At 62.3% G+C, this 26,893-nt stretch carries 22 protein-coding genes, 1 tRNA gene and 1 pseudogene; 14 read left to right on the top strand and 10 right to left on the bottom strand.

All coding sequences use genetic code 11. The annotated features are described in order from the left end of the window. On the top strand, nt 1-3,222 hold the full coding sequence (locus ACQ4W7_RS16910; RefSeq protein ID WP_436531901.1) for a molybdopterin dinucleotide binding domain-containing protein: 3,222 nt from the start codon (nt 1-3) through the stop codon (nt 3,220-3,222). Here the strand turns inward: ACQ4W7_RS16910 and ACQ4W7_RS16905 are convergent. Genes ACQ4W7_RS16905 through mutM form a run of 5 tightly spaced genes read right to left on the bottom strand, consistent with a single transcriptional unit; the run spans nt 3,219 to nt 9,596 of the window. Continuing rightward, nucleotides 3,219-3,833, bottom strand: a complete 615-nt coding sequence (locus ACQ4W7_RS16905; RefSeq protein WP_436531899.1) for a response regulator transcription factor — start codon at nt 3,831-3,833, stop codon at nt 3,219-3,221. The two genes, ACQ4W7_RS16910 and ACQ4W7_RS16905, sit on opposite strands and share 4 nt — an antisense overlap. Beyond that, nucleotides 3,830-5,641, bottom strand: coding sequence for a sensor histidine kinase (locus tag ACQ4W7_RS16900; RefSeq protein WP_436531897.1), 1,812 nt, complete (start codon nt 5,639-5,641; stop codon nt 3,830-3,832). The genes ACQ4W7_RS16905 and ACQ4W7_RS16900 overlap by 4 nt, the downstream gene beginning before the upstream one ends. Continuing rightward, nucleotides 5,641-6,804, bottom strand: a complete 1,164-nt coding sequence (mutY, locus tag ACQ4W7_RS16895) for an A/G-specific adenine glycosylase (RefSeq protein ID WP_436531895.1) — start codon at nt 6,802-6,804, stop codon at nt 5,641-5,643. Before mutY ends, ACQ4W7_RS16900 begins: the two co-directional genes overlap by 1 nt. 19 nt (nt 6,805-6,823) lie before the next feature. Next, nucleotides 6,824-8,725, bottom strand: coding sequence for a dynamin family protein (locus ACQ4W7_RS16890; RefSeq protein ID WP_436531893.1), 1,902 nt, complete (start codon nt 8,723-8,725; stop codon nt 6,824-6,826). Nucleotides 8,726-8,759: 34 nt separating this feature from the next. Further along, a complete protein-coding gene (mutM, locus tag ACQ4W7_RS16885; RefSeq protein ID WP_436531891.1) occupies nt 8,760-9,596 on the bottom strand; it encodes a bifunctional DNA-formamidopyrimidine glycosylase/DNA-(apurinic or apyrimidinic site) lyase in 837 nt (278 codons plus the stop codon). 167 nt (nt 9,597-9,763) lie between these two features. Between mutM and ACQ4W7_RS16880 the strand changes: the two genes are divergently transcribed. The 8 genes from ACQ4W7_RS16880 (at nt 9,764) to ychF (ending at nt 17,212) form a co-directional block, all read left to right on the top strand. Continuing rightward, on the top strand, nt 9,764-11,542 hold the full coding sequence (locus ACQ4W7_RS16880; RefSeq protein ID WP_436531889.1) for a tetratricopeptide repeat protein: 1,779 nt from the start codon (nt 9,764-9,766) through the stop codon (nt 11,540-11,542). 72 nt (nt 11,543-11,614) lie between these two features. Next, the gene (locus ACQ4W7_RS16875; RefSeq protein ID WP_436531887.1) at nt 11,615-12,271 is read left to right on the top strand and encodes an outer membrane lipoprotein LolB; all 657 of its coding nucleotides are present in this window, start codon (nt 11,615-11,617) and stop codon (nt 12,269-12,271) included. Beyond that, a complete protein-coding gene (ispE, locus tag ACQ4W7_RS16870; RefSeq protein WP_436531885.1) occupies nt 12,268-13,152 on the top strand; it encodes a 4-(cytidine 5'-diphospho)-2-C-methyl-D-erythritol kinase in 885 nt (294 codons plus the stop codon). Before ACQ4W7_RS16875 ends, ispE begins: the two co-directional genes overlap by 4 nt. Before the next feature lie 88 nt (nt 13,153-13,240). Beyond that, nucleotides 13,241-13,317, top strand: a tRNA-Gln gene (locus ACQ4W7_RS16865). A 151-nt stretch (nt 13,318-13,468) separates the two neighbouring features. Beyond that, nucleotides 13,469-14,419, top strand: a complete 951-nt coding sequence (locus tag ACQ4W7_RS16860) for a ribose-phosphate pyrophosphokinase (protein ID WP_034753270.1) — start codon at nt 13,469-13,471, stop codon at nt 14,417-14,419. Between the two features lie 168 nt (nt 14,420-14,587). Beyond that, nucleotides 14,588-15,205, top strand: coding sequence for a 50S ribosomal protein L25/general stress protein Ctc (locus ACQ4W7_RS16855; protein ID WP_436531883.1), 618 nt, complete (start codon nt 14,588-14,590; stop codon nt 15,203-15,205). Between the two features lie 115 nt (nt 15,206-15,320). Beyond that, the gene (gene pth, locus ACQ4W7_RS16850) at nt 15,321-15,905 is read left to right on the top strand and encodes an aminoacyl-tRNA hydrolase (RefSeq protein ID WP_436512170.1); all 585 of its coding nucleotides are present in this window, start codon (nt 15,321-15,323) and stop codon (nt 15,903-15,905) included. Between the two features lie 215 nt (nt 15,906-16,120). Then, complete coding sequence (gene ychF / locus ACQ4W7_RS16845) at nt 16,121-17,212, top strand: redox-regulated ATPase YchF (RefSeq protein WP_102121118.1); 1,092 nt, start codon at nt 16,121-16,123, stop codon at nt 17,210-17,212. A gap of 68 nt (nt 17,213-17,280) precedes the next feature. Here ychF and ACQ4W7_RS16840 read toward each other — a convergent pair whose 3' ends face one another. Both ACQ4W7_RS16840 and ACQ4W7_RS16835 read right to left on the bottom strand, forming a co-directional pair. Continuing rightward, nucleotides 17,281-18,993: a PAS domain-containing hybrid sensor histidine kinase/response regulator gene (locus tag ACQ4W7_RS16840; protein ID WP_436531881.1), complete on the bottom strand. Its 1,713-nt coding sequence runs from the start codon at nt 18,991-18,993 to the stop codon at nt 17,281-17,283. A 418-nt stretch (nt 18,994-19,411) separates the two neighbouring features. Then, on the bottom strand, nt 19,412-19,675 hold the full coding sequence (locus tag ACQ4W7_RS16835) for a hypothetical protein (RefSeq protein ID WP_436531935.1): 264 nt from the start codon (nt 19,673-19,675) through the stop codon (nt 19,412-19,414). Between ACQ4W7_RS16835 and ACQ4W7_RS16830 the strand changes: the two are divergent. Next, nucleotides 19,636-19,965, top strand: a pseudogene (locus ACQ4W7_RS16830) (YDG domain-containing protein); the annotation flags it as partial. The gene ACQ4W7_RS16835 and the pseudogene ACQ4W7_RS16830 sit on opposite strands and share 40 nt — an antisense overlap. 17 nt (nt 19,966-19,982) lie before the next feature. Beyond that, nucleotides 19,983-20,144, top strand: a complete 162-nt coding sequence (locus ACQ4W7_RS16825; RefSeq protein WP_426073395.1) for a hypothetical protein — start codon at nt 19,983-19,985, stop codon at nt 20,142-20,144. A 12-nt stretch (nt 20,145-20,156) separates the two neighbouring features. Here the strand turns inward: ACQ4W7_RS16825 and ACQ4W7_RS16820 are convergent, their stop codons facing one another. Beyond that, a complete protein-coding gene (locus ACQ4W7_RS16820; protein ID WP_436531879.1) occupies nt 20,157-20,984 on the bottom strand; it encodes a MipA/OmpV family protein in 828 nt (275 codons plus the stop codon). Continuing rightward, nucleotides 20,981-21,475: a hypothetical protein gene (locus tag ACQ4W7_RS16815; protein WP_436531877.1), complete on the bottom strand. Its 495-nt coding sequence runs from the start codon at nt 21,473-21,475 to the stop codon at nt 20,981-20,983. Before ACQ4W7_RS16815 ends, ACQ4W7_RS16820 begins: the two co-directional genes overlap by 4 nt. Nucleotides 21,476-21,608: 133 nt before the next feature. On the opposite strand from ACQ4W7_RS16815, the gene ACQ4W7_RS16810 reads away from it, so the two are divergent. The 3 genes from ACQ4W7_RS16810 to ACQ4W7_RS16800 all read left to right on the top strand — a co-directional run bounded on the left by ACQ4W7_RS16810 (nt 21,609) and on the right by ACQ4W7_RS16800 (nt 24,888). Further along, on the top strand, nt 21,609-22,703 hold the full coding sequence (locus ACQ4W7_RS16810; protein WP_426073346.1) for a type II asparaginase: 1,095 nt from the start codon (nt 21,609-21,611) through the stop codon (nt 22,701-22,703). Between the two features lie 129 nt (nt 22,704-22,832). Then, a complete protein-coding gene (locus ACQ4W7_RS16805; protein ID WP_426073345.1) occupies nt 22,833-23,693 on the top strand; it encodes an MOSC domain-containing protein in 861 nt (286 codons plus the stop codon). A 34-nt stretch (nt 23,694-23,727) separates the two neighbouring features. Further along, complete coding sequence (locus ACQ4W7_RS16800; RefSeq protein WP_436531874.1) at nt 23,728-24,888, top strand: GGDEF domain-containing protein; 1,161 nt, start codon at nt 23,728-23,730, stop codon at nt 24,886-24,888. A gap of 14 nt (nt 24,889-24,902) precedes the next feature. Here ACQ4W7_RS16800 and ACQ4W7_RS16795 read toward each other — a convergent pair whose 3' ends face one another. Continuing rightward, nucleotides 24,903-26,882, bottom strand: coding sequence for a cation:proton antiporter domain-containing protein (locus ACQ4W7_RS16795; protein WP_436531872.1), 1,980 nt, complete (start codon nt 26,880-26,882; stop codon nt 24,903-24,905). Nucleotides 26,883-26,893 lie beyond the last annotated feature (11 nt).

Here is a 26,893-nt window from a genome sequence, read left to right as displayed (position 1 = left end):
ATGAACGATCAAGTACATAACGACGCAAACAATGACGTCCCTGAAGACGAAAACGAAAAGCGCCGCAAGCTGCTGCGCTACGGCGCCATCGGCGGCGGTCTGGCCGCGTTTGCCGCCAGTTTTTCCACCACGGCCGGCCGCATGGTCGAGCACGCGCTGGGCAAAGACAAGCCGGTGCAGAAACTGCACGGCAATTCCCTGCCGCCCGAGTTTTCCGTTGATACCGCCACGGGAAAATTGACGGTCAATCCCGACCAGCAGGTCAGCTACACCATGTGCATGGGCTGCACCACGTTTTGCGGCGTGCGCGTGCGCCTCGACAAGAAAAGCGGCAAGGTGCTGCGCGTGGCGGGTAATCCGTACAGCCCCATGTCGGCCGACCCGGCGCTGCCATACCAGACCTCGATACGCGACAGTTTCGTGTCGCTCTCGCGCTTCCAGGAAAAGGGCTTGAAAGGGCGCTCGACCGCTTGCGGCCGCGGCAATGGCGTGCTGGAGCAGATGGAGTCGCCGTTCCGCGTGCTGGCGCCGATGAAGCGCGTGGGACCGCGCGGCGGCGGCCAGTGGGAACCGATCGCCTTCGACCAGTTGGTGAAGGAAGTGACGGAAGGCGGCGACCTGTTTGGCGAAGGCCATGTGCAGGGCTTGCGCGCCTTGCGCGAGCTGGAAAAGCCCATCGATCCGGCGCAGCCGGAACTGGGCCCGCAAGTCAATCAGGTGGGCCTGATGTGCAGCACAGACGATGGTCGCCTGGCGTTTGGCACGCGCTTTTTCAAGCAGTCGTACGGCAGTTTGAACCTGGTCAACCACGGCTCGTATTGCGGTGGCGCTTACCGCAGCGGCTCGGGCGCCATGTTCGGCGACATGAAAAAAATGCCGCATGCGAAAGTGGACCTGGAAAACACGGAATTCTGCATCTTCGTCGGCACGGCGCCCGGTAATGCGGGCAATCCGTTCAAGCGCCAGGGCACGCTGATTGCGAAAGCCCGCTCGGGCAAGCGCGATTTCAGCTACGTCGTTGTCGACCCTGTGCTGACGAATGCGGACAGCCTGGCAGCGGGCGACCGCAGCCGCTGGGTACCGATCAAGCCGGGGACGGATGGCGCGCTGGCCATGGCGATGATACGCTGGATCATCGAACAGGAACGCTATGACCGTCGCTTCCTCGCGCAGCCGAACCTGAAGGTGGCGGAAGCGGCAGGCGAGGCCGCCTGGTGCAACGCCACGCATCTGATCATCAACGAAAAGGGCCATCCGCGCGACGGCCGCTACTTGCGCGCTTCGGACCTGGGGCTGGTGGAGCTGCCGGAAGAAGAGCGCTACAAGGATGGCGATGCATTTTGCGTGATCGACGCCGCGACGCAAGCCATCGTGCTGCACAATGCCGCCAAGGGCGAGGCACGGCTGTTCTTCGACGGCCCGCTGGAAGTGGCCGGCGTGCCGCTGCACCTGAAGACGGCCATGACGATGTTGAACGAAGAAGCGCAGCGCCACAGCATGGATGAATATTCAAGCGCCTGCGGCATCGCGCGCGACATCATCGAGGGCCTGGCGCAGGAACTCACCAGCCATGGCAAGCGCGCCGCCGTCAATGCGCATGGCGGCATGATGTCGGGCGCGGGCTTTTATAACGCGTACGCGCTGGTCATGCTCAACACCCTGATCGGCAATTTGAACCGCAAGGGCGGCACCCTGGTCAACGGCGGCAGCTTCAAGGATGCGGGACCCGGTCCGCGCTATAACCTCGAGAGTTTCGACGGCGAGATCAAGGCGGTGGGCATGCCGATCGGGCGTAATGTGCCGTATGAAAAAACCTCGGAATTCAAGCTGAAGAAGGAAGCGGGCAAGGCGTATCCGGCTAGGGCGCCGTGGTATCCGAACGCGCCGGCGCTGGCGACCGAGTGGCTCACCAGCGCCATGAATGGCTACCCGTACACCTTGAAGGCGCTGATCCTGTGGAGCTGCAATCCTGTCTACGGCATCACGGGCTTACGCGCGCAGATCGGCAAGGAGCTGGCCGATTCGAAGAAGATTCCCCTGATCGTCGCCATCGACCCTTTCATCAATGAAAGCTCGGCGTTTGCCGATTACCTGCTGCCCGATACCTTGCTGTATGAAAGCTGGGGCTGGGCCGGTGCCTGGGGCGGCATGCCCGTCAAAATGAGCACGGCGCGCTGGCCCGTGGTCGAACCGCGCGTGCAGAAAACGCCTGACGGCCAGACCATTTGCATGGAATCGTTCTTCATCGCGCTGGCCAAAACGATGGCCTTGCCGGGCTTCGGCCCGGAGGCCTTGCAGGACATGGATGGCCAGCGCTTCCCCTTGCTGCGCGCGGAAGACTGGTATCTGCGCGGCGGCGCCAACATCGCCTGGCAAGGAAAAACGTCCGTGCCGGAAGCGAGCGACGACGATATCGAACTTTCCGGCGTGGCGCGCATTCGCCCCGAACTGGAGCGCACCTTGAAGCCGGAAGAATGGCGCAAGGTGGCTTTCATGCTGGCACGGGGAGGGCGCTACCAGAGCTATGGCGAGATGTTCGGCCTGCGCCTGCCGCCGCCCGCGAATGCCAAGGCGCCGGTGGCTCCCGCACCGGTGGCCGACGAGACGCCGTATCCGCAGGATTGGTCCACGCACCGCTATCTGAAACCGATGATGCTGTACAACGAGGGTCTGGGCGTGAGCAAGAACAGCTTGAGCGGCAAACGCTTCCCCGGTACGCCCGCCTGGAGAGTGGCGGCGTTTGCCGATGGCACGCCAGTGCGCAAAACCTACCCGGCCAGCGAATGGCCGTTTGAGTTGATCAGTTTTAAGTCGGCGCTGCAGAACTCCTACAGCATCGGCGCGCGGCGCTTGCGCGGCATCCATCCCGACAATCCCGTCGCGGTGCATCCCGACGATGCGGCGCGTTTGAAGCTGGAAAATGGCGATGCGATTTTTCTGGAAACGCCGGGTGGCAGGGCCAGGGCCACGGTGATGCTGCGCCATGGCGTGCAGCGGGGCGTGATCGCCATCGAACACGGTTTCGGTCACAAGGAGCACGGCGCGCGGGCCCACCGCATCGGCAAGTCGCGCCAGCCCGATGAACCGGCCATCGGCGCGGGCATCAATCTGAACGACCTGGGGCTGACGGACCCGAGCCGCAGCGACAAGAACGTGTTTGTCGATCCCGTCTCGGGCACGTCGGTGCGGCAAGGGCTGCCGGCGCGTATCGTGCGGGCTTAAATCTGCCCGCTGGCCATCAGCAGCCGGGCCACCTCGGCTGCTGAGTGCAGGCCCAGTTTTTCCATCGTGTTATGGCGGTGCACCTGTACCGTCTTGTCGCTGATGCCCAGCTCGCGGGCGATGACTTTCGAGGCTTTGCCTTCGGCCATCAGCAGCGCCACTTCGCGCTCGCGCGCGGTGAGTCTGGCCAGCGCCGATTGCGCCGTATTCGCGCTGGCGGCGCTGCGGCTTTCGTCCACGCTGCGGGCCACGGCCCGGCTGACGGCGTCCAGCAGCACCTGGTCCTTGCACGGCTTTTCCAAAAAATCGCACGCGCCGGCCTTCATCGTCTGCACGGCCATGGCCAGGTCGCCGTGGCCGCTGAGGAAAATCACGGGCAGTGTTATGGCGTGGCGCGACAGCTCCTGTTGCAGCTCCAGTCCGCTCATCAGGGGCATGCGCACGTCGAGCAGCAAACAGCCGGGCGCATGGCCGTCATAGCGCTGCAGGAAATCGCGCGCCGATTCAAACGTCTCCACTTGCCAGCCGGCCGAATCGAACAGATAGGCCAGCGAGCGGCGCATGGCGGCGTCGTCGTCGACGACAAAGATAATCGCATCGCTTTCGTTCATGGTGTTTCCTCTTGTATTTCCTTATGCGCTTCCATGCCGCTATCTTCGGGCAGGCGGAACCAGACCGTCAAGCCCGGCGCGTCGGCGTTGGCGTGCGCCGACAGGCTGCCGCCGAACGATTCGATGATGCTTTTGCTGAGCGACATGCCCAGACCCAGGCCTTCGGCCTTGGTGGTAAAGAAGGGCTCGAACAGGCGTGCCATCTGCGCCGCATCGAGGCCGCAGCCGGCATCGCGCACGGCCACCGTGCAGGCACTGTTTTCCCGGTGCAGCAGCACGCCGATGGCGTGCCCGGGATTATCGTTCTCCACCTGCGCATCGAGCGCATTCTTGAGTAGATTGAGCAGCACCTGCTGCACTTGCTGCGGGTCGGCCAGCACGCGCGCCTCACGACTGGCGCTGTCGTGGCGCCAATTGATACTGGCTTGCGGATGGGCCGCGCGGAACAGCGATACCGCTTGCTCCACGGCGTCGGCTAGAGCGAAGGCCGTGCTGTGCGCGGGACGCTTTTGCGCCATCGCGCGGATGTGACGGATGATGGCGCCCGCGCGTTCGCTTTGCGTGGCGATTTCCTGCGCGCCGTCGAGCAAAGGCGCCGCGTCCAGCCGGCCCGCCGCAATGCGGCGCGCCATGCCGCGCGCGAAATTGCCAATGGCCGCCAGCGGCTGGTTTAATTCGTGTGCGATGGCGCTGGCCATCTCGCCTAAAATCGCCAGGCGCGCCGTGTGATCGAGCGTGGCCTGGCGCTGGCGCGCCTGTTCTTCCAGCGCGCGCTGCTGGTGCTGGGCGGCGCGCAATTGCTCGGTGCGCCGGCTGACCAAGTATTCCACGCGCACCGTATGCACGGCCCAAGCCACGAGCAAGGCCAGTACTAGCAGCATCCAGCCCCAGTAGCGGCGCAGCGCCGTCTCGAACGTCAGCTTGTTCAAATAGGCGTAGGGGCCGATGCGCAAATCGCGGAACAGCTCATCGACGATCTGGTAATCGCTGGGCACCGTCCAGCTATAGCCTTCATCGGTACGCGGCATGGCCAGCAGGGCTTGCGCCACTTTTTTCGCCAGTGCCGGCGGCGTCTGGCGCAAGGCCGCGAAGGGCCAGTCCGGATACAGCCGCGACGAGCTGGCGCAGCGAAAACCTGGAATCGGGCGCGTGGTGATTACGCGCAGTGCGTCGGCCGGCACTTCGCCGCGCGCCACCATCTGTTCCAGCAGGCAGGTGCGCACGATGCCCGCATCCATGTGCCCGGACCGCACGGCTTCGATGATCTGCTGCGAGGGAAAGCCGCTGTAGCGCAGGCTGGCAAAATCGTGCGCGGGGTCGATGCCCGCTTCCAGCAGTTCGCGCGCGGCGATCTGGTAACCGCCAAACGCATCGGGCGCCACGGCCATTACGTTCTTGCCCGCCAGGTCGGCCAGGTCGTGCAGCGGCGATGCATTGCGCACGACGATGGCCGAGCCGATGGCTAGACGCGGCGAGTCCGTCCATGGCGATTCGAGCGTGGCGATGCGGCTGGCGCCGTCGCTGTGCTCGAGCGCCACGTAATGACCGCTGCTGGTGATGGCGAAGGCGATTGCCTGCGACTGCACGGCACGCGTCAATCCCGCCTGGTCGTAGTCAGCCAGCACGAAGCGGATGCCGGGAATGCTGGCCTGCAGGTGGCGCGTCACGTATGACCAGTCCTGCTGCACGGCGTCGCCGCCCTTGTAGGCCAGCACGCCAATTCTCACCTCCGGTACCTCTGGCAGCGCTGTTTCGGCATGCGCTGGCGCGAGCAAGAGCGCCAGCGCCACCAAGGCAAGCCTGCGCACTAGAACATGCTGCGCTGCGCCGAACGCGCATCGCCGAACAGGTCCAGCAGCAGTTTCTTGATGGGCGCGGGCAGCGGCGCGTCGGCGATTTTCGCGCCGTCATACCAGACGTGGGTAGCTTCCCCGGCCAGCGCCAGGCGGCGCGCCAGGGTGATGCGACAGGGGGCGATGTGCAGCTTATAGTGGGTAAACACGTGCACGATGGGCAGCAGCCGTTCCTGCGTCTCGATCTCGCCGAACGGCGCCACGGCGCGCGCCAGCGCATCCTGGTCGATGTCGCGCGGACGGTCTTCGCCGGCCAGCACGTGGTCATCGAGTTCGGGCAGCGACAGCAAGCCGCCCCAGATACCGGAGCCCGGGCGCTGCTCCAGCAGCACCTGGCCGTTGTCGATGATGGCCAGCATGACGGCGTGCTTTTCCGGGCTGGTTTTCTTCGGTTTGCGCACAGGTAAGTCTTTGACCCGATGGGTGGCGTAAGCCACGCAGCGCGGCTGCAAGGGGCAGCGGCCGCAATCGGGGCTGCTGCGCGTGCACAGGGTGGCACCGAAGTCCATCAAGCCCTGTGTGTAGGCTTCGATTCCGGTCTCTGGCAGCAAGGCGTCGGCGCGGCGCCACATGGCGTCTTCGACCCGCTTTTCACCGGGATAGGCATCGATGCCAAAGGTGCGCGCGAAGACGCGCTTGACGTTACCGTCCATGATGGCTGCGCGCGTACCGCTGGAAAACGCGGAAATGGCGGCTGCCGTCGAGCGGCCGATGCCGGGCAGGTCGGCCAGCAGTGCCGGGTCGCTGGGGAACACGCCATCGTATTCGGCCACCACGCGCTGCGCGCACTTGTGCAGGTTGCGCGCCCGCGTGTAGTAGCCTAGGCCGCTCCATTGCGCCATCACGTCTTCCACCGGCGCTGCTGCCAGGTCGCGCAGGGTGGGGAAGCGTTCGAGGAAGCGCGCGTAATAGCCGAGCACGGCGGTGACCTGCGTTTGCTGCAGCATGATTTCGGATAGCCAGATCAGGTAGGCGTCGCGCGTGTTTTGCCACGGCAGCGCATGGCGGCCATGCTGCTTTTGCCAGGCGATGACGGTGGCGGAAAAAGTCGGGTCGACATAGTCTTCAAAGAGTGCCGCGCCCGTGGCGGGCGAGAGCGGATGCAGCAGACGTTTCATGCAGGATTCCAGTGTGGTGTTATGTTGCGCTGGCCATGCGCAAGGCGGCGAGCAATTGCGCCAGCTGCGCCTTGTCGCGTTCGAGCGCTGCCAGGCTGGCCTCGAAGCCGGCGATTTTCTGTTCCAGGCTGCCGGTGGCGTCGTGGATGCGCTGGATCGAGGCAAAGCGCAGTTTTAGCTGCTCCTTGTACTCGACGATCTGGGCTTCGAGCGGCGCCATGATGACTTTCAGCCAGGCGCTGGCATCGTCGTTGGCGTTGGTGAAACTGCGGCGCACGCGCGAGGCAATGGTGTCGAAGAATTTTTCCATCAGCACGACACGGCTGGTGGTGAGCAGGGTCGCCGTGCCGAACTGCTTGTGATACACGGCTTCGATGTCGGCGATTTCCTGGCGATAGCGGGCCAGCGAAAACGGCATCGGCACGGCCAGCGCCAGACCATGTTCGGTGGCGAATTTGCGGTACATCACATTCATCATTTCCGTGATTTCGGCCGTCTTGCCTTCCGAGCGATCCAGGTTGCTGGCGATGCGCTCGAAATACTGGCGCACGGCTTCGCGCAGGCCGGTGAAAAAGCGGCTGCGCTGCATGGCGGCGCGCACGCCATCAATATCGTCGCGCACGATGTCCATGCCCAGGCTCGTATAGAGTTCCGTCGACAGGCGGGTAAATACGGCGCGCGTGGCTTGCAGCTTGAACAGGCTGCTGTCGAATTCCTTCTTCTCGATATCGATGCGCCGCATCATGTGCGCGATCACGCTCTGGTTCTTGCCGCGCAGGCTGTGCAGCTCGTGCAACTGCTCGGCGATACCGCGCGCGCGGGCCGCCGCCTGCACCTGCTGCGCGGCGACGATGGCGTCCAGGTCGAACGCCAGCTGGCGCCGGATGATGTCCTTGCGCGCGGGGATCAGCTCCTCGAACAGGGCCGTCTCCAGCGCCTGCAGGCGGCTTTTTTCCAGCAGCGCCGCATCGTGGTTGATTTTGCCCACCAGGGCCTTTTGCGCCGAGACGGGAAACACCTGGCTCGCGTCCAGCGTCAGGAGATGCGCCACGCTGGCCTGCTGGCGTTTGATGGCTTGCGCTACTTCCAGGTCGCCGCGCAATTCGTCCCACATGCTGTCGATTTTGTTGAGCACCACCAGGCGCCCGGCGCCGGCGCCGATATGGTTGCGCCATACCTCGATGTCGCTGCGCGTGACGCCCGTGTCGGCGGCCAGGATGAACAGCACCGCGTGCGCATTCGGAATCAGGTTCAAGGTCAGTTCCGGTTCCGTGCCGATGGCGTTCAAGCCCGGCGTGTCGAGGATGACCAGGCCCTGTTTTAGCAGCGGATGGGGGAAATTGATGATGGCGTGGCGCCACATGGAGATTTCCACCTGGCCGTCCTCGTCGAGCATGGCGGGGGCATCCGCATCGTCGGCGTCGTACAGGCCGTAGCGCGCAGCTTCTTCCACGCTGACTTTTTTCGTCAGGCTGACCTGGCGCAGGGCTTGCTGCATGTCGCCGCCCGCATCGATGTTCAGGGGCAGGACGGTCCAGGCGGCGGGCAGCTCGCGGTAGTCGCTGGTCGACAGGTTCTGCGCGCGCGTTTCGATGGGCAGCAGGCGGATCGATGGCTGCCAGGCCGCGTCGTATAGCAGTTCGGTAGGGCACATGGTGGTGCGGCCCGCGCCTGAGGGCAGGATGCGCTGGCCATAGTCGGCAAAGAAGATGGCGTTGATCAGCTCGGATTTGCCGCGCGAGAATTCCGCCACGAAGGCCACGGACAGGCGGTCATCGAGCAGGCGGGACACGCAGCGGGCCAGGCGCAGCGCGGAAGCGCCATCGACCAAGCCTGCCGCGTTGGCGGCTTGCCGGTATGCCTGCAAGGCCGCCAGCACATCCTGGCGCCACGCGCTGTATTGTTCCAAGTCTCTGACCATCTGGCTCCCTTTGCCTATGACATACTGTTGACAGCTATTTCTGGCAATTCACGCAGTAAAACGTGGAACGCTGACCCTGCACGATTTGCCGGATAGTCGCGCCGCAGACGCGGCACGGCTTGCCTGCGCGGTTGTACGTGAAATACGTCTGCTGGAAGTAGCCGGACTGGCCGTTCACGCCGATGAAGTCGCGCAGGGTGCTGCCACCTTGCATAATGGCTTCGGCAAGCACGTCGCGGATCGATTGCGCCAGTTTCTCATAGCGGGCCAGGCCGATGCGCCGGGCCGGCGTCTTTGGGTTGATCCCCGCGCGAAACAGGCTTTCGGAACAATAGATATTGCCCACGCCGACGACGATGTCGCCCGCCATCAGCACCTGCTTGATGTTGGTGCCCTTGTTGCGCGTTTTCTCGAACAGCAGCTGGCCCGTGAAGCCGCCTTCCAGCGGCTCCGTGCCCAGGCCGCGCAGCAGCGCATGGCCGTCCAGCGGGCCGTCGGCCTCGTCGTGCCACAACACGGCACCGAAGCGGCGCGGGTCCGTCATGCGCAGCACCTGGCTGCCGCCATCCACGTCTTCCACGACGAGGTCGAAATGATCGTGCTTTTGCGCCTCCGTCCCCGTCGGCAGCACGCGCAGGTGGCCCGACATGCCCAGGTGGATGATCAGCGTGCCGTGGCGGAAGTGGATCAGCAGGTATTTGCCGCGCCGCCCCGTCAATCCGATGGTTTGCCCCGACAATTGTTCGCCCAATGCAGGGGGGAAGGGCCAGCGCAGGCCGTCGCGGCGCAGCACGACGGCGCGCACGGCGCGGCCTTCGATGTGGGGCGCGACACCGCGCCGTGTGACTTCGACTTCTGGCAATTCTGGCATAGGGCTCGAATGGTTGAAAACCGGGTAAAAAACAGGCAGTTTGCTGACGGATGGCTGGCCCGGGCACGCTATGCCGCCACGACGTATATATTTCGTTACATACGTGAAGTACGCGATAGCCGCGTTGGGCGTAGAATCAAACTTTGCCGTTTAGCCAGGATCAGCCTTTGAAAAACGCTTTCGCCATTGTAACCTTGTCCGCCCTGATGGCCACGCATGCCATGGCACAGACGCCCGTCGCCCCCGCCGATGCCGCGGCTGGCCCCTCTGTGGCCGTGCCCGTCGCGCCACAGGAAGAGGGCGCCGAGTCCAAGGCTGACGGTTTGCCGAAGGTCGAATTGAGCAGCGACTTGCTGTACAAGCTGACCCGCGCTGAAATGGAATTCAAGAGCGGCCAGTGGCAAGGGCCGTACGTGACGATGATGGTAGCGGCGCAGCAGACGCGCGACCCGCGCCTGGCGCGCCGCGCCTCCGAAATGGCGCTGGCCGCCAAGCAGGGCGGCGAAGCGCTGGCGGCCATCCGCCTGTGGCGCGAGCTGGCACCCGATTCGGACGAGGCGACCCAGTTCTTCCTCGGCTTCGTCGTGTTGACGGACAAGATCGAAGAAGCGGAACCGATTTTTGCCGAGCGCCTTGCCAATGCGCCAGCGGGCGCGCGCGGCGTGGCCTTGTTCCAGATGCAGCAGATCCTGTCGCGCTCGAATGACAAGCTGTATGCCTACTCGATGGTGACGCGCCTGGTGCAGCCCTACCTGGACATGTTCGAAGCGCACCTGGTGCTGGCGCAGGGCGCCTTGTCGATCGGCGAGCGCGAGCGCGCCATCGGCGAAGCCAACAAAGCGCTGACGATCAAGCCGAACTCCGAGCTGGCCGCGCTGACGCTGGCGCAGGTGACGGGCGAACCCGAGGCGGCAAACAAGGTGCTGGCCACGTTCCTGCAAAAGAATCCGGACGCCGTCGAAGTGCGCGGCGCGTATGCGCGCCTGCTGGTTGAGCAAAAACAGCTGGAGCCGGCGCGCGATCAATTCCTGCTGCTGCTGAAAAGCGCGCCAGATAACGTGGGCGCTCTGTATGCGCTCGGCATCGTGGCGCTGCAGCTGGAAGACACCAAGGGCGCCGAGCAGTACTTCAAGCGCTTCCTCGCCGTGCTCGACAAATCGCCTGGCGACGCGCGCGATCCGTTCAAGGCCCTGATGATTTTGTCGCAGATCGCCGAGACGCGCGGCGACACGGCCGGCGCCATCGCCTGGCTGGACAAGGTAGACAACAGCGCTTCCGCCGGCTATGTCGAGGCGCGTTTGCGCCGCGCCCAGCTGATTGCCCGTGGCGGCAATCTCGATGCGGCGCGCAAGGCGCTGACGGAAATCGAAACGGACGATCCGGCAAGCCAGGCGCAGGTGCTGCTGGTCGACGCGCAATTCCTGCGCGATGCCGGCTATGTGCAAAGCGCTTATACGGTGCTGGAAAACGCCTTGCTGCGCTTCCCCGACAATCCGGAACTACTGTATGACTACGCCTTGCTGGCCGAACGCCTGGATAAACTCGAGCTGATGGAAGCGAGCCTGCGCCGGGTCATGGCGCTGGCGCCCGACAACCAGCATGCGTATAACGCCCTGGGCTACTCGCTGGCCGAACGGGGCATCCGCCTGCAGGAAGCCCATGCGCTAATCGAAAAAGCCTTGCAGATGGCGCCGGGCGACCCGTTCATCATGGACAGCATGGGCTGGGTGCAGTTCCGCATGGGCAACCTGGCCGCGGCGGAAAATGCGCTGCGCCGCGCCTATGCCGTGCGCAGTGATCCGGAAATCGCCGTCCACCTGGGCGAAGTGTTGTGGCAGAAGGGCGACAAGGATGAAGCGCAAAAATTGTGGCGCGATGCGCAACGCAAGGACCCGAAAAACGATGCGCTGAAAAGCACCCTGGCGCGCCTGAATGTCAGTCTGTGATTGAGCCGATTAACTTCACTATAAAAACCAGCGCCATGGCGCTGGTTTTTCCTTTTGCCCATGTTCAAACCCATGCTTAAACATTGCCTGCCCCTGACTATCCTGTCCCTGTCCTTGGCCCTCTCGGCCTGCTCGACCCTGAGTTCTCCATTCTCGTCCGGCGCCGCGCCATCGGGTACGGCCGTGGCCCCGTACCGCGAACAGGTGGAGCTGACGGGCCGCTTGAACGTGGTGTACCAGAAGGATGACAAGCCCGAATCGGCCACCGTCAATTTCAACTGGCAGCAGACGGCCCAGCGCACGGACGTGACCCTGTATTCGCCCGTCGGCAGCACCTTGGCGACGATTGCCGTCACGCCGCAGCAGGCCGTATTGACGCAAAGCGGCAAGGCGCCGCGCAGCGCGCCCGATGTCGATACCCTGAGCGCGCAGATGCTGGGCTGGTCCTTGCCGGTGTCGGGCTTGCGCGACTGGCTGCAAGGCCATGCCGTGGGCGCCGACGGCAAGCGCTTCGTCGCTTCGCCGGCCAACGACAGCGTGACCACCAAAGACGGCTGGCATTTGCGCTATGTGTCATGGCAAGAAGTAGGGCAAAATGCGGGCGAAAATACACCGGGCGCCTTGCCGCAACCGCGGCGTATCGATGCCGAACGCAATGCCAGCGCGCAGGCCGATGCCGTCTCGCTGCGCATCGTGCTCGATCCTGCCCCTTCCGCACCTGCACCATGACACTGACGACTCTGAACCATTGCCCGGCCCCGGCCAAGCTGAACTTATTTCTACACGTCAACGGCCGCCGCGCCGATGGCTACCATCTGCTGCAAACGGTGTTCCAATTGCTCGACCATGGCGACACCTTGCACTTCGCGCTGCGCAACGATACGGCGATTGTCCGCGTGACGGTGCTGGCCGGCGTGCCGGAGGAGCAGGACCTGATCATCCGCGCCGCGAAATTGCTGCAGGCCGAAGTAATGCGCCGCACGGGCGCCTTGCCGCGCGGCGTCGATATCGCCATCGACAAGGTGCTGCCCATGGGCGGTGGCCTGGGAGGCGGCTCTTCCGATGCGGCCACGGCGCTGATGGCGCTGAACTGTTTGTGGCAAGCGGGGTTGACGCGCGAAGAATTGATGGCGCTGGGCTTGCCGCTGGGCGCCGATATCCCGTTTTTCATCTTTGGCGAGAATGCCTTTGCCGAAGGCGTGGGCGAAGCCTTGCAGCCTGTCGCCACGCCAGAATGCTGGTATGTGGTGATCGAGCCGGGCGTGCAAGTGCCCACCGCTGCAATTTTTTGCGCGGAAGGCTTGACGAGAAATACCGAACCCGTCACAATAGCGGACTTTTCCAGGTACCTCGCAGAAGGAAACAATGCGGGCGGATTTGGTAAGAATGATTTACAGCAAGTAGCATGCAGCCTTTTCAAGCCGGTAGCAGATGCGGTAGAATGGCTGAGTGCTTACGGTGAGGCCAGGATGACTGGTTCCGGTGCTTGTGTGTTTAGTGCGTTTGACAGTCAGGAAGAAGCGGATGCGGTGCTCAGCAATGTGCCACCAGTCTGGGTCGCCTGGAAGGCAAAAGCGCTGAATCGCCACCCGATGCTCACGGTGTTGTGAAGCAAAGTAAGCAGCAAAAAAAGATTTTGCTTAGTGTCAAATAGTCGGTATAATACTGGCCAACATGACGGCAAGCAGTCAGTAACGTAGGGGAATCGCCAAGCTGGTTAAGGCACTGGATTTTGATTCCAGCATGCGAAGGTTCGAATCCTTCTTCCCCTGCCACCCATTTCACCGTAGTCTGTCGATGCGAAGTTGGCGTCCAGTACGGGAAAAAGCAGATGTGCCGCCACGCGGCATATTCTAAACAATGACTGACCGGGCCTATGCCCGGTTAGTGCTTTTCAAGACTTCTATATCACCTCTTGGGACTCCCATGGCTTACGAAAACCTGATGGTTTTTACCGGCAACGCGAATCCAGCGTTGGCAGAGGGGGTCGCAAAAAACCTCGGCATTCCTCTCGGTAAAGCAAACGTTTCAAAATTCTCCGACGGCGAAGTAATGGTCGAGATTAACGAAAACGTGCGCGGCAAGGATGTTTTTGTTTTGCAATCCACCTGTGCTCCAACCAACGACAGCCTGATGGAAATCATGCTGATGGTTGATGCCTTGAAACGTGCTTCCGCTGGCCGCATCACCGCCGCGATTCCTTACTTCGGCTACGCCCGCCAAGACCGTCGTCCGCGCTCCGCGCGTGTAGCGATTTCAGCCAAGGTGGTAGCGAACATGCTGGAAGAAGCCGGTGTCGAGCGCGTCCTGATCATGGATTTGCACGCTGACCAGATTCAAGGTTTCTTCGATATCCCAGTCGACAATATTTACGCTTCGCCAATTTTGCTGGGTGACCTGCAAAAGAAAAACTACCAGGATTTGCTGGTGGTGTCGCCGGACGTCGGCGGTGTGGTACGTGCGCGCGCCCTGGCAAAACGCCTGGGCTGCGACCTGGCCATCATCGACAAGCGCCGTCCAAAAGCGAACGTGTCCGAAGTGATGAACATCATCGGTGAAGTCGAAGGCCGCAATTGCGTGATCATGGATGACATGGTCGACACGGCAGGCACCCTGACCAAGGCTGCCGAAGTGCTCAAAGAGCGTGGCGCGAAAAAAGTCGTGGCGTATTGCACGCACGCGGTGCTGTCCGGCCCGGCGATCGACCGTATTTCGGCATCGCCACTCGATGAACTGGTCGTGACCGACACGATCCCCCTGTCCGAAGCGGCCCTGGCCTGCGGCAAGATCCGTCAATTGACGTGCGCGCCATTGCTGGCCGAGACGTTCAAGCGCATCATCAAGGGTGATTCGGTTATTTCCCTCTTTATCGATTAATTCGGCAAGAGTAGCAACAGACGTAATGCCTGCGGCGCGACCGGCTTTTTGCCTGTTGCGCCGCAGTGTTTTAGTTTTCGGGGCGCTTATGCGCCCATTTCCGAAGATTCCTGGTCGCGGGAATCTTCATAACACAAGGTGCAAGCCTTGTTCTTCTTGGAGTTTCACATGAAAGTTATCGCATTTAAACGCGAATTGCAAGGTTCCGGAGCGAGCCGCCGCCTGCGCATTTCCGGCCAAACCCCTGGTATCGTCTACGGTGGCGCTGAAGCCCCTGTGCTGATCTCGCTGGATCATAACGCCCTGTACCACGCGTTGAAAAAAGAAGTGTTCCACTCGTCGATCCTGGAACTGGAAATCGACGGCGTTTCCCAGCAAGTTCTGTTGCGCGACTTCCAAGTCCACGCATACAAACAACTGGTTCTGCACGCTGACTTCCAGCGCGTTGACGCTAAGCAAGCTATCCACGTGAAAGTGGCGCTGCACTTCATCAACGCTGACGTTTCCCCAGCAGTCAAACTGCATGGCGCGACCATCAGCCACGTTGCCAACGAAATCGAAGTTTCGTGCCTGCCAGGCCAACTGCCAGAATTCATCAACGTTGACCTGTCGAACATCGACGTCGGTCACTCGCTGCACGTCGGCGACCTGGTCCTGCCAGCTGGCGTGACCGTTGTCACCCACGGCGCCAACCTGACCATCGCTACCGCTTCGGTACCGGCTGGCCACGTTGCTGCTGAAGCTGAAGCTGAAGCAGCTGCTGCTGTTGAAGCCGACAAGAAGTAATTTTGCCGCCGCAGCAATGCGGTAGTCGCAAGGAAAAACCCGCCAGGTTCGCCGCGCGGGTTTTTTTCTGCCTGTTTTCACCGATAATGTTTTCTTTTTCATTGCAGACAAAGCCATGCCCATACGCCTGATCGTCGGCCTCGGCAACCCGGGACCCGAATACGAACAAACCCGCCACAATGCCGGTTTCTGGCTGGTGGACAATCTTGCCAACAGCTTGCCCGGCACGCGCTTGCAGCGCGATTCGCGCTATAACGCCATGCTGGCGAAAACGTCGATAGCCGGCAAGGAAGTCTGGTTGCTTGAGCCGTTGACGTTTATGAACCGCTCGGGCCAGTCCGTGGGCGCGCTGGCGCGCTTCTTCAAGATCGCCGCCGATGAAGTGCTGGTGGTGCACGATGAGCTCGATCTGATGCCGGGCATTGCGCGCCTGAAGAAGGGCGGCTCGGCCGGCGGCCACAATGGCTTGAAGGACATCACGGCCGCGCTGGGCACGCAGGATTACTGGCGCTTGCGCCTGGGTATCGGTCACCCGCGCACCTTGAGCCTGCAGCAGCAAGTGGCCGATTTCGTGCTGCACCGTCCACGCCGCGAAGACCAGGAGCTGATCGAGCAAGCCATCGACAAATCCTTGCAGGTGATGCCGCAGATCGTCGAAGGCAAGTTCGAGGCAGCGACCATGAAGCTGCATACGGCTTGAGAGTAGGGCCTGATGGCGTCATGATACGGCTGTTTTGGCGTCATTTGCCCATCATCGGGCTTTTGAAGCGCGCGGGACACGGGTACAATTGACCCCTTGAAATGCAGCACACGCACTATCCCCGGAAAAGGGCGAACAATCGCTCCGTTTTCCCTAACAGCACGGCAAGCACGCCGATAGACGGCGCCATGTGCTTTGATTATTAAAGGTTTTCCATGAGTCTCCAATGCGGTATCGTCGGCTTGCCGAACGTCGGCAAGTCCACCCTGTTCAATGCACTGACGAAAGCCGGCATCCCGGCTGAAAACTATCCGTTCTGCACCATCGAGCCGAACGTCGGTGTCGTCGAAGTGCCAGATCCACGCATGGATGCGCTGGCCGCCATCGTCAAGCCGGAACGCACGGTCAACGCCATCGTGGAATTCGTCGACATCGCCGGTCTGGTGGCCGGCGCATCGAAGGGCGAGGGCCTGGGCAACCAGTTCCTGTCGCACATCCGCGAAACGGACGCCATCGTCAACGTCGTGCGCTGTTTTGAAGATGACAACGTCATCCACGTGGCCGGTAAGATCAATCCGCTCGACGATATTGAAGTCATCCAGACCGAACTGGCGCTGGCCGACATGGGCACCGTGGAAAAAGCCATCCACCGCGAAAACAAGAAAGCCCGCTCGGGCGACAAGGATGCTGCCAAGCTGCTGGCCATCATGGAACGCATGATGCCTTACCTGAACGACGCCAAGCCGGTGCGCGCGATGGGCCTGGATGCTGACGAAATGGAACTGATCAAGCCTCTGTGCCTGATTACTGCCAAGCCAGCCATGTTCGTGGCCAACGTGTCCGACACGGGCTTCACCAACAACCCGTTGCTGGACCAGCTGACGGCCTACGCGCAATCGCAAAACGCCCCTATCGTCGCTATCTGCGCGGCGCTGGAAGCGGAAATCGCCGACCTGGACGACGCCGACAAGGGTGCTTTCCTGGCCGACATGGGCATGCAAGAGCCAGGCCTGGACCGCCTGATCCGCAGCGCCTACAAGCTGCTGGGCCTGCAAACCTACTTCACGGCTGGCGTGAAGGAAGTGCGCGCCTGGACTATCCATGTGGGCGACACGGCACCGCAAGCGGCCGGCGTGATCCACACCGACTTCGAACGCGGCTTCATCCGCGCGCAAACCATCGCCTATGACGACTTCATTGCCTACAAGGGCGAAGCAGGCGCCAAGGAAGCGGGCAAGATGCGCGCCGAAGGCAAGGAATACGTGGTCAAGGATGGCGACGTGCTGAACTTCCTGTTCAACGTCTAAACGTATGGCAGATAAAAAAACCTCGCGGCTTGCGAGGTTTTTTTGCTTTAGGCGCATCGCCAGACAGGCTAGCGTGTCTCGACTCCTTTTGGCGGAGCAGCCGTCATGCTTAGCGCCGTGTCGAGCGCCTCCATGAACTCGGGTACGTTGATGGGCTTGGTCAGATAGCGCAGGAAGCCGGCATCGAGGCCCTTGCGTATGTCGCGCGGCAGGGCGTTGGCTGACAAGGCGATGACGGGAATGTGCGCCGTCAGCGGATCGAGGCGCAGCAAACCCAGCACCTCGGTGCCGCTGATGCCGGGCAGGTTGATATCCATCAGGATCAGGTCGGGCTGATGCTGGCGCGCCAGCGCGATGCCAAGGTGTCCATCAATGGCGCTGAGCATGCCCAGGTCGCTACGGCGGGCGATCAGTTGCTCAACCAGGATTAGATTGGCCGGATTGTCTTCCACATACAGTACCTTGCGGCAAGGGGTATCGCAGGACACCTCGCCCGATGGTTCCCGGCCCAGGTCTGCCGCATGCGTGCCGAGCAGCAGTTCGGGAGCGGATGAGGCCGCCAGTTCGATCCAGAACAGCGTGCCGACCCCGATTTCGCTCTCCACCCCCAGCGTACCGCCCATCAGTTCGACCAGTTGCTTGGTCACCACGAGGCCGATGCCGGTACCTTCCTCGACGCCGGCTTCCTGTCCCAGCCGGTTAAATGGCTGAAACAATTGCGCAAGTTGCTCGCTACGCAAGCCATTGCCTGTGTCGCGCACGCTCAGGCGTACCCGTTCGCCATGCAATTTGCATTGCACCAGTACGCTGCCGCCCGTGCGGTTGTATTTGATCGCGTTCGACAGCAGATTGATGACCACCTGTTTGACGCGCGTCAAGTCGGCATGCACGTAGAACGGCTGGTCGAGCGAGGGGAAAGACAGCGTGATATTGCGTTTTTGCGCTTGCGGCATGATCATGGCGCGGCAGTCGCGCAAGACATCAGTGAGCGCCATCGCCTCGCGCGACATGGCGACCCGCCCCGATTCGATCATCGACAGGTCGAGAATTTCATTGATCAGGCGTAGCAGATACCAGCCGCCATTGAGGATCTGGTCCAGCGAGCGTTGCTGCGAGGCACTGGGCGGCGGCGTGTCCGACGCCATTAGCTGGGCAAAGCCCAGTACCGCGTTGAGCGGCGTGCGCAACTCATGACTCATGCTCGACAAAAATTCCGACTTGGCGCGGTTTGCCTTGTCCGCTTGCGCACGCGCGTTTTCCAGTTCGACGCTATTGTCGCTCAGCACGCGATTGAGTAGCTCGCGCTCCTGCTCCGCATGCTTGCGCACGGTATTGTCGGTGCCGATCAGCAGATAGCCGATGATGGCCTCGTCCGCATCGCGCAGCGCCGTCACCGAGACGATCGCCGGGAAGCGGCTGCCATCCTTGCGCACATACGTCAGCTCATAACTGTCTTCGATCCCGCGCGACGCCTTGTAGACCAGTGCCTCAAAACCGGGAGCGATCAGCGTACCGAGTTCTTGCGAGAGGGCGGCGGCGCGGGCGATGACCTCGGCCGGATCGGATATGCTGGCCGGTGTAATCTGGTCGATCACCTCGTCTGCCAGATAGCCCAGCATACGCTCGGCACCGACATTGAATAATTGGATCACACCCTGTGCATCGGTGGCGATACAGGAAAAATAGGGGCTGCTGAAGATGGCTTCCTGCAGTACTCCTGCTTTCAGGAGCGCAGGCTGGGCTGCGCGTGCGGCGGCACCGGCACGGTGAATGTCGTTCATGCTTACTGCCCTTGGTTCGCAACGGCCGCTTCCGGTCGGATAGGGCTGGCTGCATATTGTTGAGCGACAGGCGCTATGGTCTTCTGAAAGACGCTGCTGTCTGTGTTGCTAAACCACATGACAAAGGATATTTTAGCAAATTTCCTCCCCGTCGCCGCGTGCATCACGCGCACAAGACGAACAGCTTGACGCTGCTCGTGCTGCTCCACAGCCGCCGAGCCGCTAGTTGCCAACATGCCGTCTTCGGCCGCTAGTATCGAGGTCAGGCGCTTGCACGTGACGAGCGTACCGTCTATCCGTAGGCGGTGCTGTTGGTCCAGACGGGCTTCCAGCCGGGCAGCCGGCTGACGTTGGCCAAGTTTAGTGCCATGGCCTTGATGATCGAACAGCACTATCGCAGCAACGGCTATGTCGTCGCTCAGGCGTATTGCCCGCGCAGGATATTCAGGATGGAATGGTCACGATCACGTTGCTGGAAGGCCAGTATGGCCAGATCGGCTTGAAATATGCGCGCGCCGCGTACGGCTGGCTCGATTACAAGCTGGGTAAGGAATTCGACAGCCCCGGGCGCCCCGGCCACGGCGAAAATCGCCAGCATCTGTGGCAGTTTTCCGCTGATACGCTCGCGCCACAGCACTGTATATGCGCAGCTTGTCGGCACCGGCAAGGTCGTTGCCGACAACTGCTACAGCCTCGGCGGCGGCGACATGGCGCGCTTCGCGCTGTTCGGCAACGGTACGGGCAGCAGCTCGGCCAATATCAGCGCGCTGCGATCATCGGGCCAGCAAGGTCTACGACGGCAACCAAGGCGCCAATATCACCAGCCGCAGCCTGATTGGTGTGCCGGCGTCCGATACGGCGACAGTCAGCTGTACCGGCGGTTCGGCCACCGTTGAGAATCAGAATTTTGGCAACAACAAGGCGGTGCTGGACACCGGCATGGGCCTGACCGGGGCGGACGCCAGCAACTATAGGGTCAATAGCAGCGCATGGCCAGCGCCGCGCCGCTCGACAATCGCTTTTCTTATGGCTGCTTCAATGTGCCCGCCAAGTTTTACCATGGCGTTGTCATTCCGGCCTTCATGCCATTTGACGGCATCGTGTATATCCTTCCAGAAACCCGACCGGGCAGCGCCGTGTTCCCGCACTAGCCGGCGCAATAATCATTCGACGGCCATGCGGCCCGAGCGTTGCCACGTCCACATCAGACCGATGCCGGTCGAGGTGCCGCTGTTCTGGCGCAGCAGGGGGCTGGCGCGGTTGGCGGCGTTTGCGTAGTTGTCGTAGCGTAAAAAGGCAAAGGCGCGCCAGTCCTGGTGCAAGCGGTACGAACCGCCCAGGCCCAGGCGCGTGAGCATCAGCCCGCTCTTGGCCGCATACGAAGGGCGCTGACCGGTGGCAAACGCAGGGTTGACGCCATAAAAATAATCGTTGATGGCGGTATTGCCCAGTACGGCGCCGACGCTGGCGTCCAGTTGCCATGCCTGCCGATCGCCTTGCAGCGCGTACACGAGGCGCGGCTCGAACGTGGCGCCCTGGCGGCGCAGGCCGCCGCGCGCTTCGATGACGGCGCGCAAGGGCAGTTCCAGACCCAGGCGGCTGTTGCGGGTCGGTTCGGCCAGCTTGATTTTCAGGCGCGGGCCAAATTCCACCAGGGTGCCCAAGTCCGGCATGCCGCGCCTGTCCGGCACGTCGCTGGATCTGGCCGGCAAGGACAGGGCGAAGCCCACGTCGAATTCCACTCTGTCCGTATCGAGCAGGCGCGCGCCCACGCCGGAGCGGTCGGCGCGCAAGACTTTCCCGCGATAAATCAAATAGGGCAGGGCCAGGCTGCGCGTCGAGCGCTCGCTGGCGCCGGGATAGGCGGGCGTGACGGCCGTGCCGCCAAACACGCCCGCTTCCCATAAAGGCAACGCTGGCTCTGCGGCGCACGCGGGCGCCATGGCGGCCAAGAGTACGGAGGCGGCCAGCAAGGTAGGCGCGACGTTCATCGAGGGACTCCGCAAGGCTTGCCGACAGGCAGCGATTCCAGGTCGGCAAAGGCGCCCAGTGCCTGCGCTTGATGCCAGCCCAGTTCATTGCGCACGGCCAAGGCTTGCGTCGCCTTGCCTTGGCGGTCATACAGGTCGATCAGCGCCTTGTAGCTGAGGGCGCTCGATTGTGTGCTGTGCTTCGCCAGCGCGATGGCTTCCCGGAAATGAAACTCGGCCGCATCGTAGCGGCAGGCCCCGCTGGCGGTGCGTCCCGCCTGGTGATGCAGCCGCGCCCGCCAGGCGAGGTCGCCTTGGCCCAGTTCGACATTGTCGGCCGCGGCTGCGTAGCTGCGCATGGCTTGTGCCCAGTCGCCCCGGCTGGCCGCTTCCCGCGCGAACTGCTCTTGCTCCGCCGCCGTGCGCAGTTCGATTTGCGTGGAGCAGGCATTGAGCGCCATCAAGATAAACGGCAGGACGAGACAGGATCGGATGGGCGGCAGTGTGGACATGGCGCCACTGTAGCGCATGGGCGGGCGCGCACGTTTGCACGCTACGCATGAATTGGAAATTTACCCGCGCACGGATGACATATAATTTGCATACGACTTTGTTATTTTTGACAGTACACCTCACGGGAGCACCATGTTTTCACGCAAATTTCATTCTTGTGCACAGCTGATGCTGGCTACCTTGCTGATGGGCTTTATCGCCGCTTCCCCGGCGCGCGCGCAGCAAGCGGCCGTCAAATTGCCGAATGTGGTGATTTTGGCCACGGGTGGCACCATCGCCGGCAGCGGCGCCGATAGCACCACCACCGTCGGCTACACCTCGGCCACCGTGGGCGTCGAGCGCTTGATCGCGGCCGTGCCGGAACTGAAAAAAGTGGCGAATGTGAAAGGCGAGCAAGTGTTCCAGATCGCCAGCGAAAGCATGGGCAATAGCCACTGGCTGGCGCTGGCCAAGCGCATCAACGTGTTGCTGGCCTCGAACGACGTCGATGGCGTGGTCGTCACGCACGGCACCGACACCATCGAGGAAACGGCGTATTTCCTGAACCTGACCGTGAAAAGCCACAAGCCGGTCGTGGTGGTGGGCGCCATGCGTCCGTCGACGGCCATCTCGGCTGACGGACCCATCAACCTGTACAACGCTGTGATGCTGGCAGGCAGCAAGGAAGCCGTGGGCAAGGGCGTGCTGGTGGCATTGAACGACCAGATCAACGCCGCGCGCGAAGTGACCAAAACGAACACCTCGACGACCGACACCTTCAAGTCGCCGGAACTGGGCATGCTCGGCTATATCCAGGGCAGCAAGGCCTTTTTCTACCGCCAGTCGACGCGCAAGCACACGCTGGAATCGGAATTTGACATCAGCAAGCTCGATGCTCTGCCGCAAGTGGACATCGTGTATGGCTACGCCAACATGAATCGGATCGGCATGGACGCCTTCATTGCCGCCGGCGCCAAGGGCATCATCCACGCGGGCGTGGGCGATGGCAGCGTGGCCGCGCAAATGAAGCCGGCCCTGGTGGAAGCGCGCCAGAAGGGCGTGCTGATCGTGCGCTCGAGCCGCGTCGGCCAGGGCATCGTGGCGCGTAATGGCGAAGCCAACGACGATGAACTCGACAGTGTCGTGTCCGACACCCTGAACCCGCAAAAGGCCCGCATCTTGCTGATGCTGGCCTTGACCAAAACGAATAGTACGCAAGAAATCCAGCGTATTTTCTACACGTATTGATCCTTGTCGCGCCAGGCCAGCCTCATTGGTTGAGCCTGGCTGATTTACGCTTGCCCGCTTTGCTGCCATACTTCGGTTCTGAATAACTTCCTGGCAGAAGCAGCAATACTGTTCCTTGTCCCCCTGTCCATGGCTATCCTGTCCGACATCATCCTGTATCCGATCAAATCGTGCGCCGGCATCCACTTGCAGGAGGCAGTGCTCACGCATTCCGGGCTGATGAGCGAGCATGTGTTCGACCGCGAATGGATGGTGGTGGACCTGCAGGGCCGCTTCCTGACCCAGCGCGAACATCCGCGCATGGCGCTGATCGTGCCGTCCATCAAGGCCACCACGCTCGAATTGCGCGCGCCGGGCATGCTGCGCCTGGAAATCGCGCTGGGCTTGCCGCATCCGCAACTGGCGCCCATGCTGGAGGTGCAGGTGTGGGACGATACCGTGCGCGCCTACGATTGCGATGAGGTCACGGCCACCTGGTTTTCCAACGCCATCGGCGTGCCGTGCCGCCTGGTGCGCTTTCACCCGGACGTGGTGCGCGCCACCAGCACAGAATGGGCGAATGGGACGGATGGCGTGGCCGCCTCGACCATGTTTGCCGATGGCTACCCGGTGCTGATAGCGGGTACCGCCTCGCTCGACGATGTCAATGATAAACTTCGTGCCGCCGGCCGCGAAGCGCTGCCGATGAACCGTTTCCGTCCCAACCTGGTGATCGGCGATATCGGCGCCTTCGAGGAAGACTACGCCGAGTTCCTGCAATTCGGCGCGACTACCTTGAAACCCGTCAAGCCGTGCTCGCGCTGTCCGATTCCGTCGGTGGACCAGGCCACAGGCGTGCCCGGACCGGACCCGCTCGACGTCATGCATGGCTATCGCGCCAAGCCCGAGCTCGATGGCGCCATCTGCTTCGGCATGAACGCCATCGTCACTGACGGCGGCGACGAGCGTATCGTGGTAGGGCAGGACATCGGTTTCGAACTGGCATTTTAAGCATGGCGCCCGTACAGAAGGGTTTAAGGTTTCTATGAATCAAGCAATACCGCCGGACCCGCGCATTGCCAGCCTTGAAGCCGAAAACCGGGCCTTGCACGCGCGCATGGCTTTCCTGCTGGAACAGGTCGAGCGCAACCATGACATCATGTGCCGCCACCAGGCGTTTGACCTGGAAATCGTCAGCGCGTCCACGTTTCCCGAATTGATCGGCACCATTTTTCGCACCTTGCCCGTGATTTCCGACCTCGACGGCGTCACCTTGAGCCTGCTCGACGAGGATGACGATATCGTACTGGTGATGGAAAAACTGGGTGTCGATTTCAGCGCCTTTCCGCAGTTGCTGTTCGTGCATGCCGTGGCGGAGCTGGGTTTTGCTGCGCCGGCTTCCGTGGCCGAGGGACAAGCGGCCTTGCCGCCGTTGCCGCTGCTGGGACAGTTCGATGCACCCGTGCATGGCCCGCGCTTTCCGCAGATCGACGCTCCCCTGCGCAGCGTGGCCCTGGTGCCCTTGCTGCGCAACAAGCGCCTGATTGGCAGCCTGAACCTGGCCAGCGGCGACGTGACGCGCTTTACGCCCTCGCTGGGCACGGATTTCATCAAGCACATGGCCTCCATCATCGCCATTTGCCTGGAAAACGTGATCAGCAATGAAATGCTGAAATACATCGGCTTGACCGATTCCTTGACGGGCGTCTATAACCGGCGCTATATCGACCGCCGCCTGCTGGAAGAAATCGCCCGCGCGCGGCGCCAGAATTATTGCATCTCATGCATGTATATCGACATCGACCATTTTAAGCTGGTCAATGACACCTATGGCCACCAGGGTGGCGATGAAGTGCTGCGCGAAGTGGCCACGCGCATCCGCACGGAGTTGCGCCGCTCCGATGCGCTGGGCCGCTTCGGCGGCGAGGAATTCGTTGTGCTGCTGATCGACGCCGCCCTCGATAGCGCGACGTTTGTCGCCGAACGCATCCGCGCCAGTATCGCCGGCACCATGTTTGACTTGCCGGGCAGCGCGCAAGCGTGGGTCAGCGTGTCGATAGGCGTGGCCAGCCTGGAAGCGAACGCGGCGCTGCTACCCATCGAAACGGTGGCGCAGCAACTGGTGGCGCACGCCGACCAGGCCCTGTACCAGGCCAAGGCGGGCGGACGCAACAAAGTCGTCAATTGGCAGGCGCAGGTGGGCTGACCAAGATCGGTTGATTATTTCAATAGCAATGTTTCCGCTTTGGCCACGGCATCGGCCGTGCCGCGCAGTACCACCACGTCACCGCTGGCCAGCCGCGTCTCGGGGGTAACATCAAGGCTGCCGCGGCCGCGGCGGATGGCCGTAACAAACGCGCCGCAGCCAGCCACGTCGATCGTGCTCAACGGCAAACCCACGCAGTGCGCGCCCTCGTTGATGGTGACCGTATGCAGGCGTTCCAACTCGGCATCGTCGCCCGCGTCGCTGGAACCGTGGAAATAGCCGCGCAAGGAGGCGTAGCGCTCTTCGCGCGCCGCCTGCACCCGGTGCACCACGCGGCGCAGGGGCACGCCCATCATGATCAGCGCGTGCGAAGCGAGCATCAGGCTACCTTCCATCAATTCCGGCACCACTTCGGCCGCGCCCGCCCTTTTCAGCAGGTCGAGGTCGGTGTCGTCGTGGCTGCGCACGATAACGGGCAAAGTCGGCGCCATTTCTTTAAGTAGATGCAATAACTTCAGTGCCGAGGGTGTGTTGGCGTAGGTAATCACCACGGCGCTGGCCCGGTAGATGCCGGCCGCCACCAGGCTTTCGCGCCGGCCCGCGTCGCCATACGAGACGTGGGCACCGGCCAGTTGCGCTTCCTGCACCCGTTCCGGGTCCAGGTCCAGCGCGTGGTATTCGATCTTTTCCTCTGCCAGCAGGGTGGCCAGGCTTTGCCCGCTGCGCCCGAAGCCGGCGATCAGCACGTGTTTCTGCGACGCCATGGTGCGCGTGGCGATCTTGGTAAGCGCCAAGGATTGCATCATCCAGTCGTTGGCCGCCAGTTTCATGACGATGGCGTCGGACTTGGCGATGAGGAAGGGCGCCGCCAGCATCGACAGCACCATCGAGGCCAGCACCACCTGCACGACGAACGGGTCCATCAGCTTGATGCCGCCAGCCAGGTTCAGCAGCACAAAGCCGAACTCGCCCGCCTGCGCCAGTCCCAGCCCCGTGCGCAAGGCCACGCCGTTGCTGGAACCGAACAGCCGGGCCAGGCCCGCGATCAGGGCGAATTTCAGCAGCACGGGGCCGCACAGCAGCAGCAAGACGAGCCACCAGTTGTCGAGCACGACGCGGATATTGAGCAGCATGCCGACGGTGATGAAGAATAGGCCCAGCAGCACGTCGCGGAACGGCTTGATATCCTCTTCCACCTGGTGCTTGAATTCCGTCTCGGAAATGAGCATGCCGGCAACAAACGCCCCCAGGGCCAGCGATAGCCCGGCCCGTTCCGTGATCCAGGCCGCGCCCAGCGTAATCAAGAGCAGGTTGAGCATGAACAATTCTTGTGAGCGGCGCTTGGCGACGATGGTCAGCCAGCCCCGCACCAGCTTCTGGCCGATGAACAAGAGCAAAATGAGTACGACCAAGGCCTTGCCGCCCGCCCAGGCCAGGGTTTCGGCCAGGTTGTCCGAATCGCGCGTGAGGGCGGGAATCAGGATCAGCAGGGGCACCACGGCCAAGTCCTGGAACAGCAGGATGCCGATGATCTTGCGGCCGTGTTCGCTTTCCAGCTCCAGCCGTTCCGTGAGCATTTTCGAGACGATGGCCGTCGACGACATGGCCAGCGCGCCACCCAGGGCGAAGGCGGCTTGCCAGCTCAGGTGGATGTAGGCGGACAGGTAGCGCCCGACGAACCAGCCGAAGACGACGGTGGCGACGATGGTGGTGACCACCTGCGCCATGCCAAGGCCGAAGACGATGCGCCGCATGGCGAGGAACCTGGGCAGAGAGAATTCGAGCCCGATGGAAAACATCAGGAAGACGACGCCGAACTCGGCCAGGGTGTGGCTGGCCTCGTTTTCCGCTGCCAGGCCCAGCGCGTGGGGGCCGATGACGATGCCGACGGCCAGGTAGCCCAGCATGGGCGGCAAATGCAACATTCTGAAAGCGACCACGCCCAGCACGGCGCTGCCGAGTAACATCAGGGTCAGTTCAAGCGAGGAAAACATGGGTTGCCCGG

The sequence above is a fragment of the Janthinobacterium algoris genome, assembly GCF_051380935.1.
Classification (GTDB): domain Bacteria; phylum Pseudomonadota; class Gammaproteobacteria; order Burkholderiales; family Burkholderiaceae_D; genus Janthinobacterium.
The sequence above is the reverse complement of the archived record's forward strand: the minus strand, read 5'-3'. Positions and strand labels throughout refer to the sequence as shown.

What these genes read in the sequence shown, in the direction of transcription:
- ACQ4W7_RS16910 (WP_436531901.1), top strand. Translation starts at nt 1, where the DNA reads ATGAACGATCAAGTACATAACGACGCAAACAATGACGTCCCTGAAGAC.
- ACQ4W7_RS16905 (WP_436531899.1), bottom strand. Translation starts at nt 3,833, where the DNA reads ATGAACGAAAGCGATGCGATTATCTTTGTCGTCGACGACGACGCCGCC.
- mutY (WP_436531895.1), bottom strand. Translation starts at nt 6,804, where the DNA reads ATGAAACGTCTGCTGCATCCGCTCTCGCCCGCCACGGGCGCGGCACTC.
- ACQ4W7_RS16890 (WP_436531893.1), bottom strand. Translation starts at nt 8,725, where the DNA reads ATGGTCAGAGACTTGGAACAATACAGCGCGTGGCGCCAGGATGTGCTG.
- mutM (WP_436531891.1), bottom strand. Translation starts at nt 9,596, where the DNA reads ATGCCAGAATTGCCAGAAGTCGAAGTCACACGGCGCGGTGTCGCGCCC.
- ACQ4W7_RS16875 (WP_436531887.1), top strand. Translation starts at nt 11,615, where the DNA reads ATGCTTAAACATTGCCTGCCCCTGACTATCCTGTCCCTGTCCTTGGCC.
- ispE (WP_436531885.1), top strand. Translation starts at nt 12,268, where the DNA reads ATGACACTGACGACTCTGAACCATTGCCCGGCCCCGGCCAAGCTGAAC.
- ACQ4W7_RS16860 (WP_034753270.1), top strand. Translation starts at nt 13,469, where the DNA reads ATGGCTTACGAAAACCTGATGGTTTTTACCGGCAACGCGAATCCAGCG.
- ACQ4W7_RS16855 (WP_436531883.1), top strand. Translation starts at nt 14,588, where the DNA reads ATGAAAGTTATCGCATTTAAACGCGAATTGCAAGGTTCCGGAGCGAGC.
- pth (WP_436512170.1), top strand. Translation starts at nt 15,321, where the DNA reads ATGCCCATACGCCTGATCGTCGGCCTCGGCAACCCGGGACCCGAATAC.
- ychF (WP_102121118.1), top strand. Translation starts at nt 16,121, where the DNA reads ATGAGTCTCCAATGCGGTATCGTCGGCTTGCCGAACGTCGGCAAGTCC.
- ACQ4W7_RS16840 (WP_436531881.1), bottom strand. Translation starts at nt 18,993, where the DNA reads ATGAACGACATTCACCGTGCCGGTGCCGCCGCACGCGCAGCCCAGCCT.
- ACQ4W7_RS16825 (WP_426073395.1), top strand. Translation starts at nt 19,983, where the DNA reads ATGGCCAGCGCCGCGCCGCTCGACAATCGCTTTTCTTATGGCTGCTTC.
- ACQ4W7_RS16820 (WP_436531879.1), bottom strand. Translation starts at nt 20,984, where the DNA reads ATGAACGTCGCGCCTACCTTGCTGGCCGCCTCCGTACTCTTGGCCGCC.
- ACQ4W7_RS16815 (WP_436531877.1), bottom strand. Translation starts at nt 21,475, where the DNA reads ATGTCCACACTGCCGCCCATCCGATCCTGTCTCGTCCTGCCGTTTATC.
- ACQ4W7_RS16810 (WP_426073346.1), top strand. Translation starts at nt 21,609, where the DNA reads ATGTTTTCACGCAAATTTCATTCTTGTGCACAGCTGATGCTGGCTACC.
- ACQ4W7_RS16805 (WP_426073345.1), top strand. Translation starts at nt 22,833, where the DNA reads ATGGCTATCCTGTCCGACATCATCCTGTATCCGATCAAATCGTGCGCC.
- ACQ4W7_RS16800 (WP_436531874.1), top strand. Translation starts at nt 23,728, where the DNA reads ATGAATCAAGCAATACCGCCGGACCCGCGCATTGCCAGCCTTGAAGCC.
- ACQ4W7_RS16795 (WP_436531872.1), bottom strand. Translation starts at nt 26,882, where the DNA reads ATGTTTTCCTCGCTTGAACTGACCCTGATGTTACTCGGCAGCGCCGTG.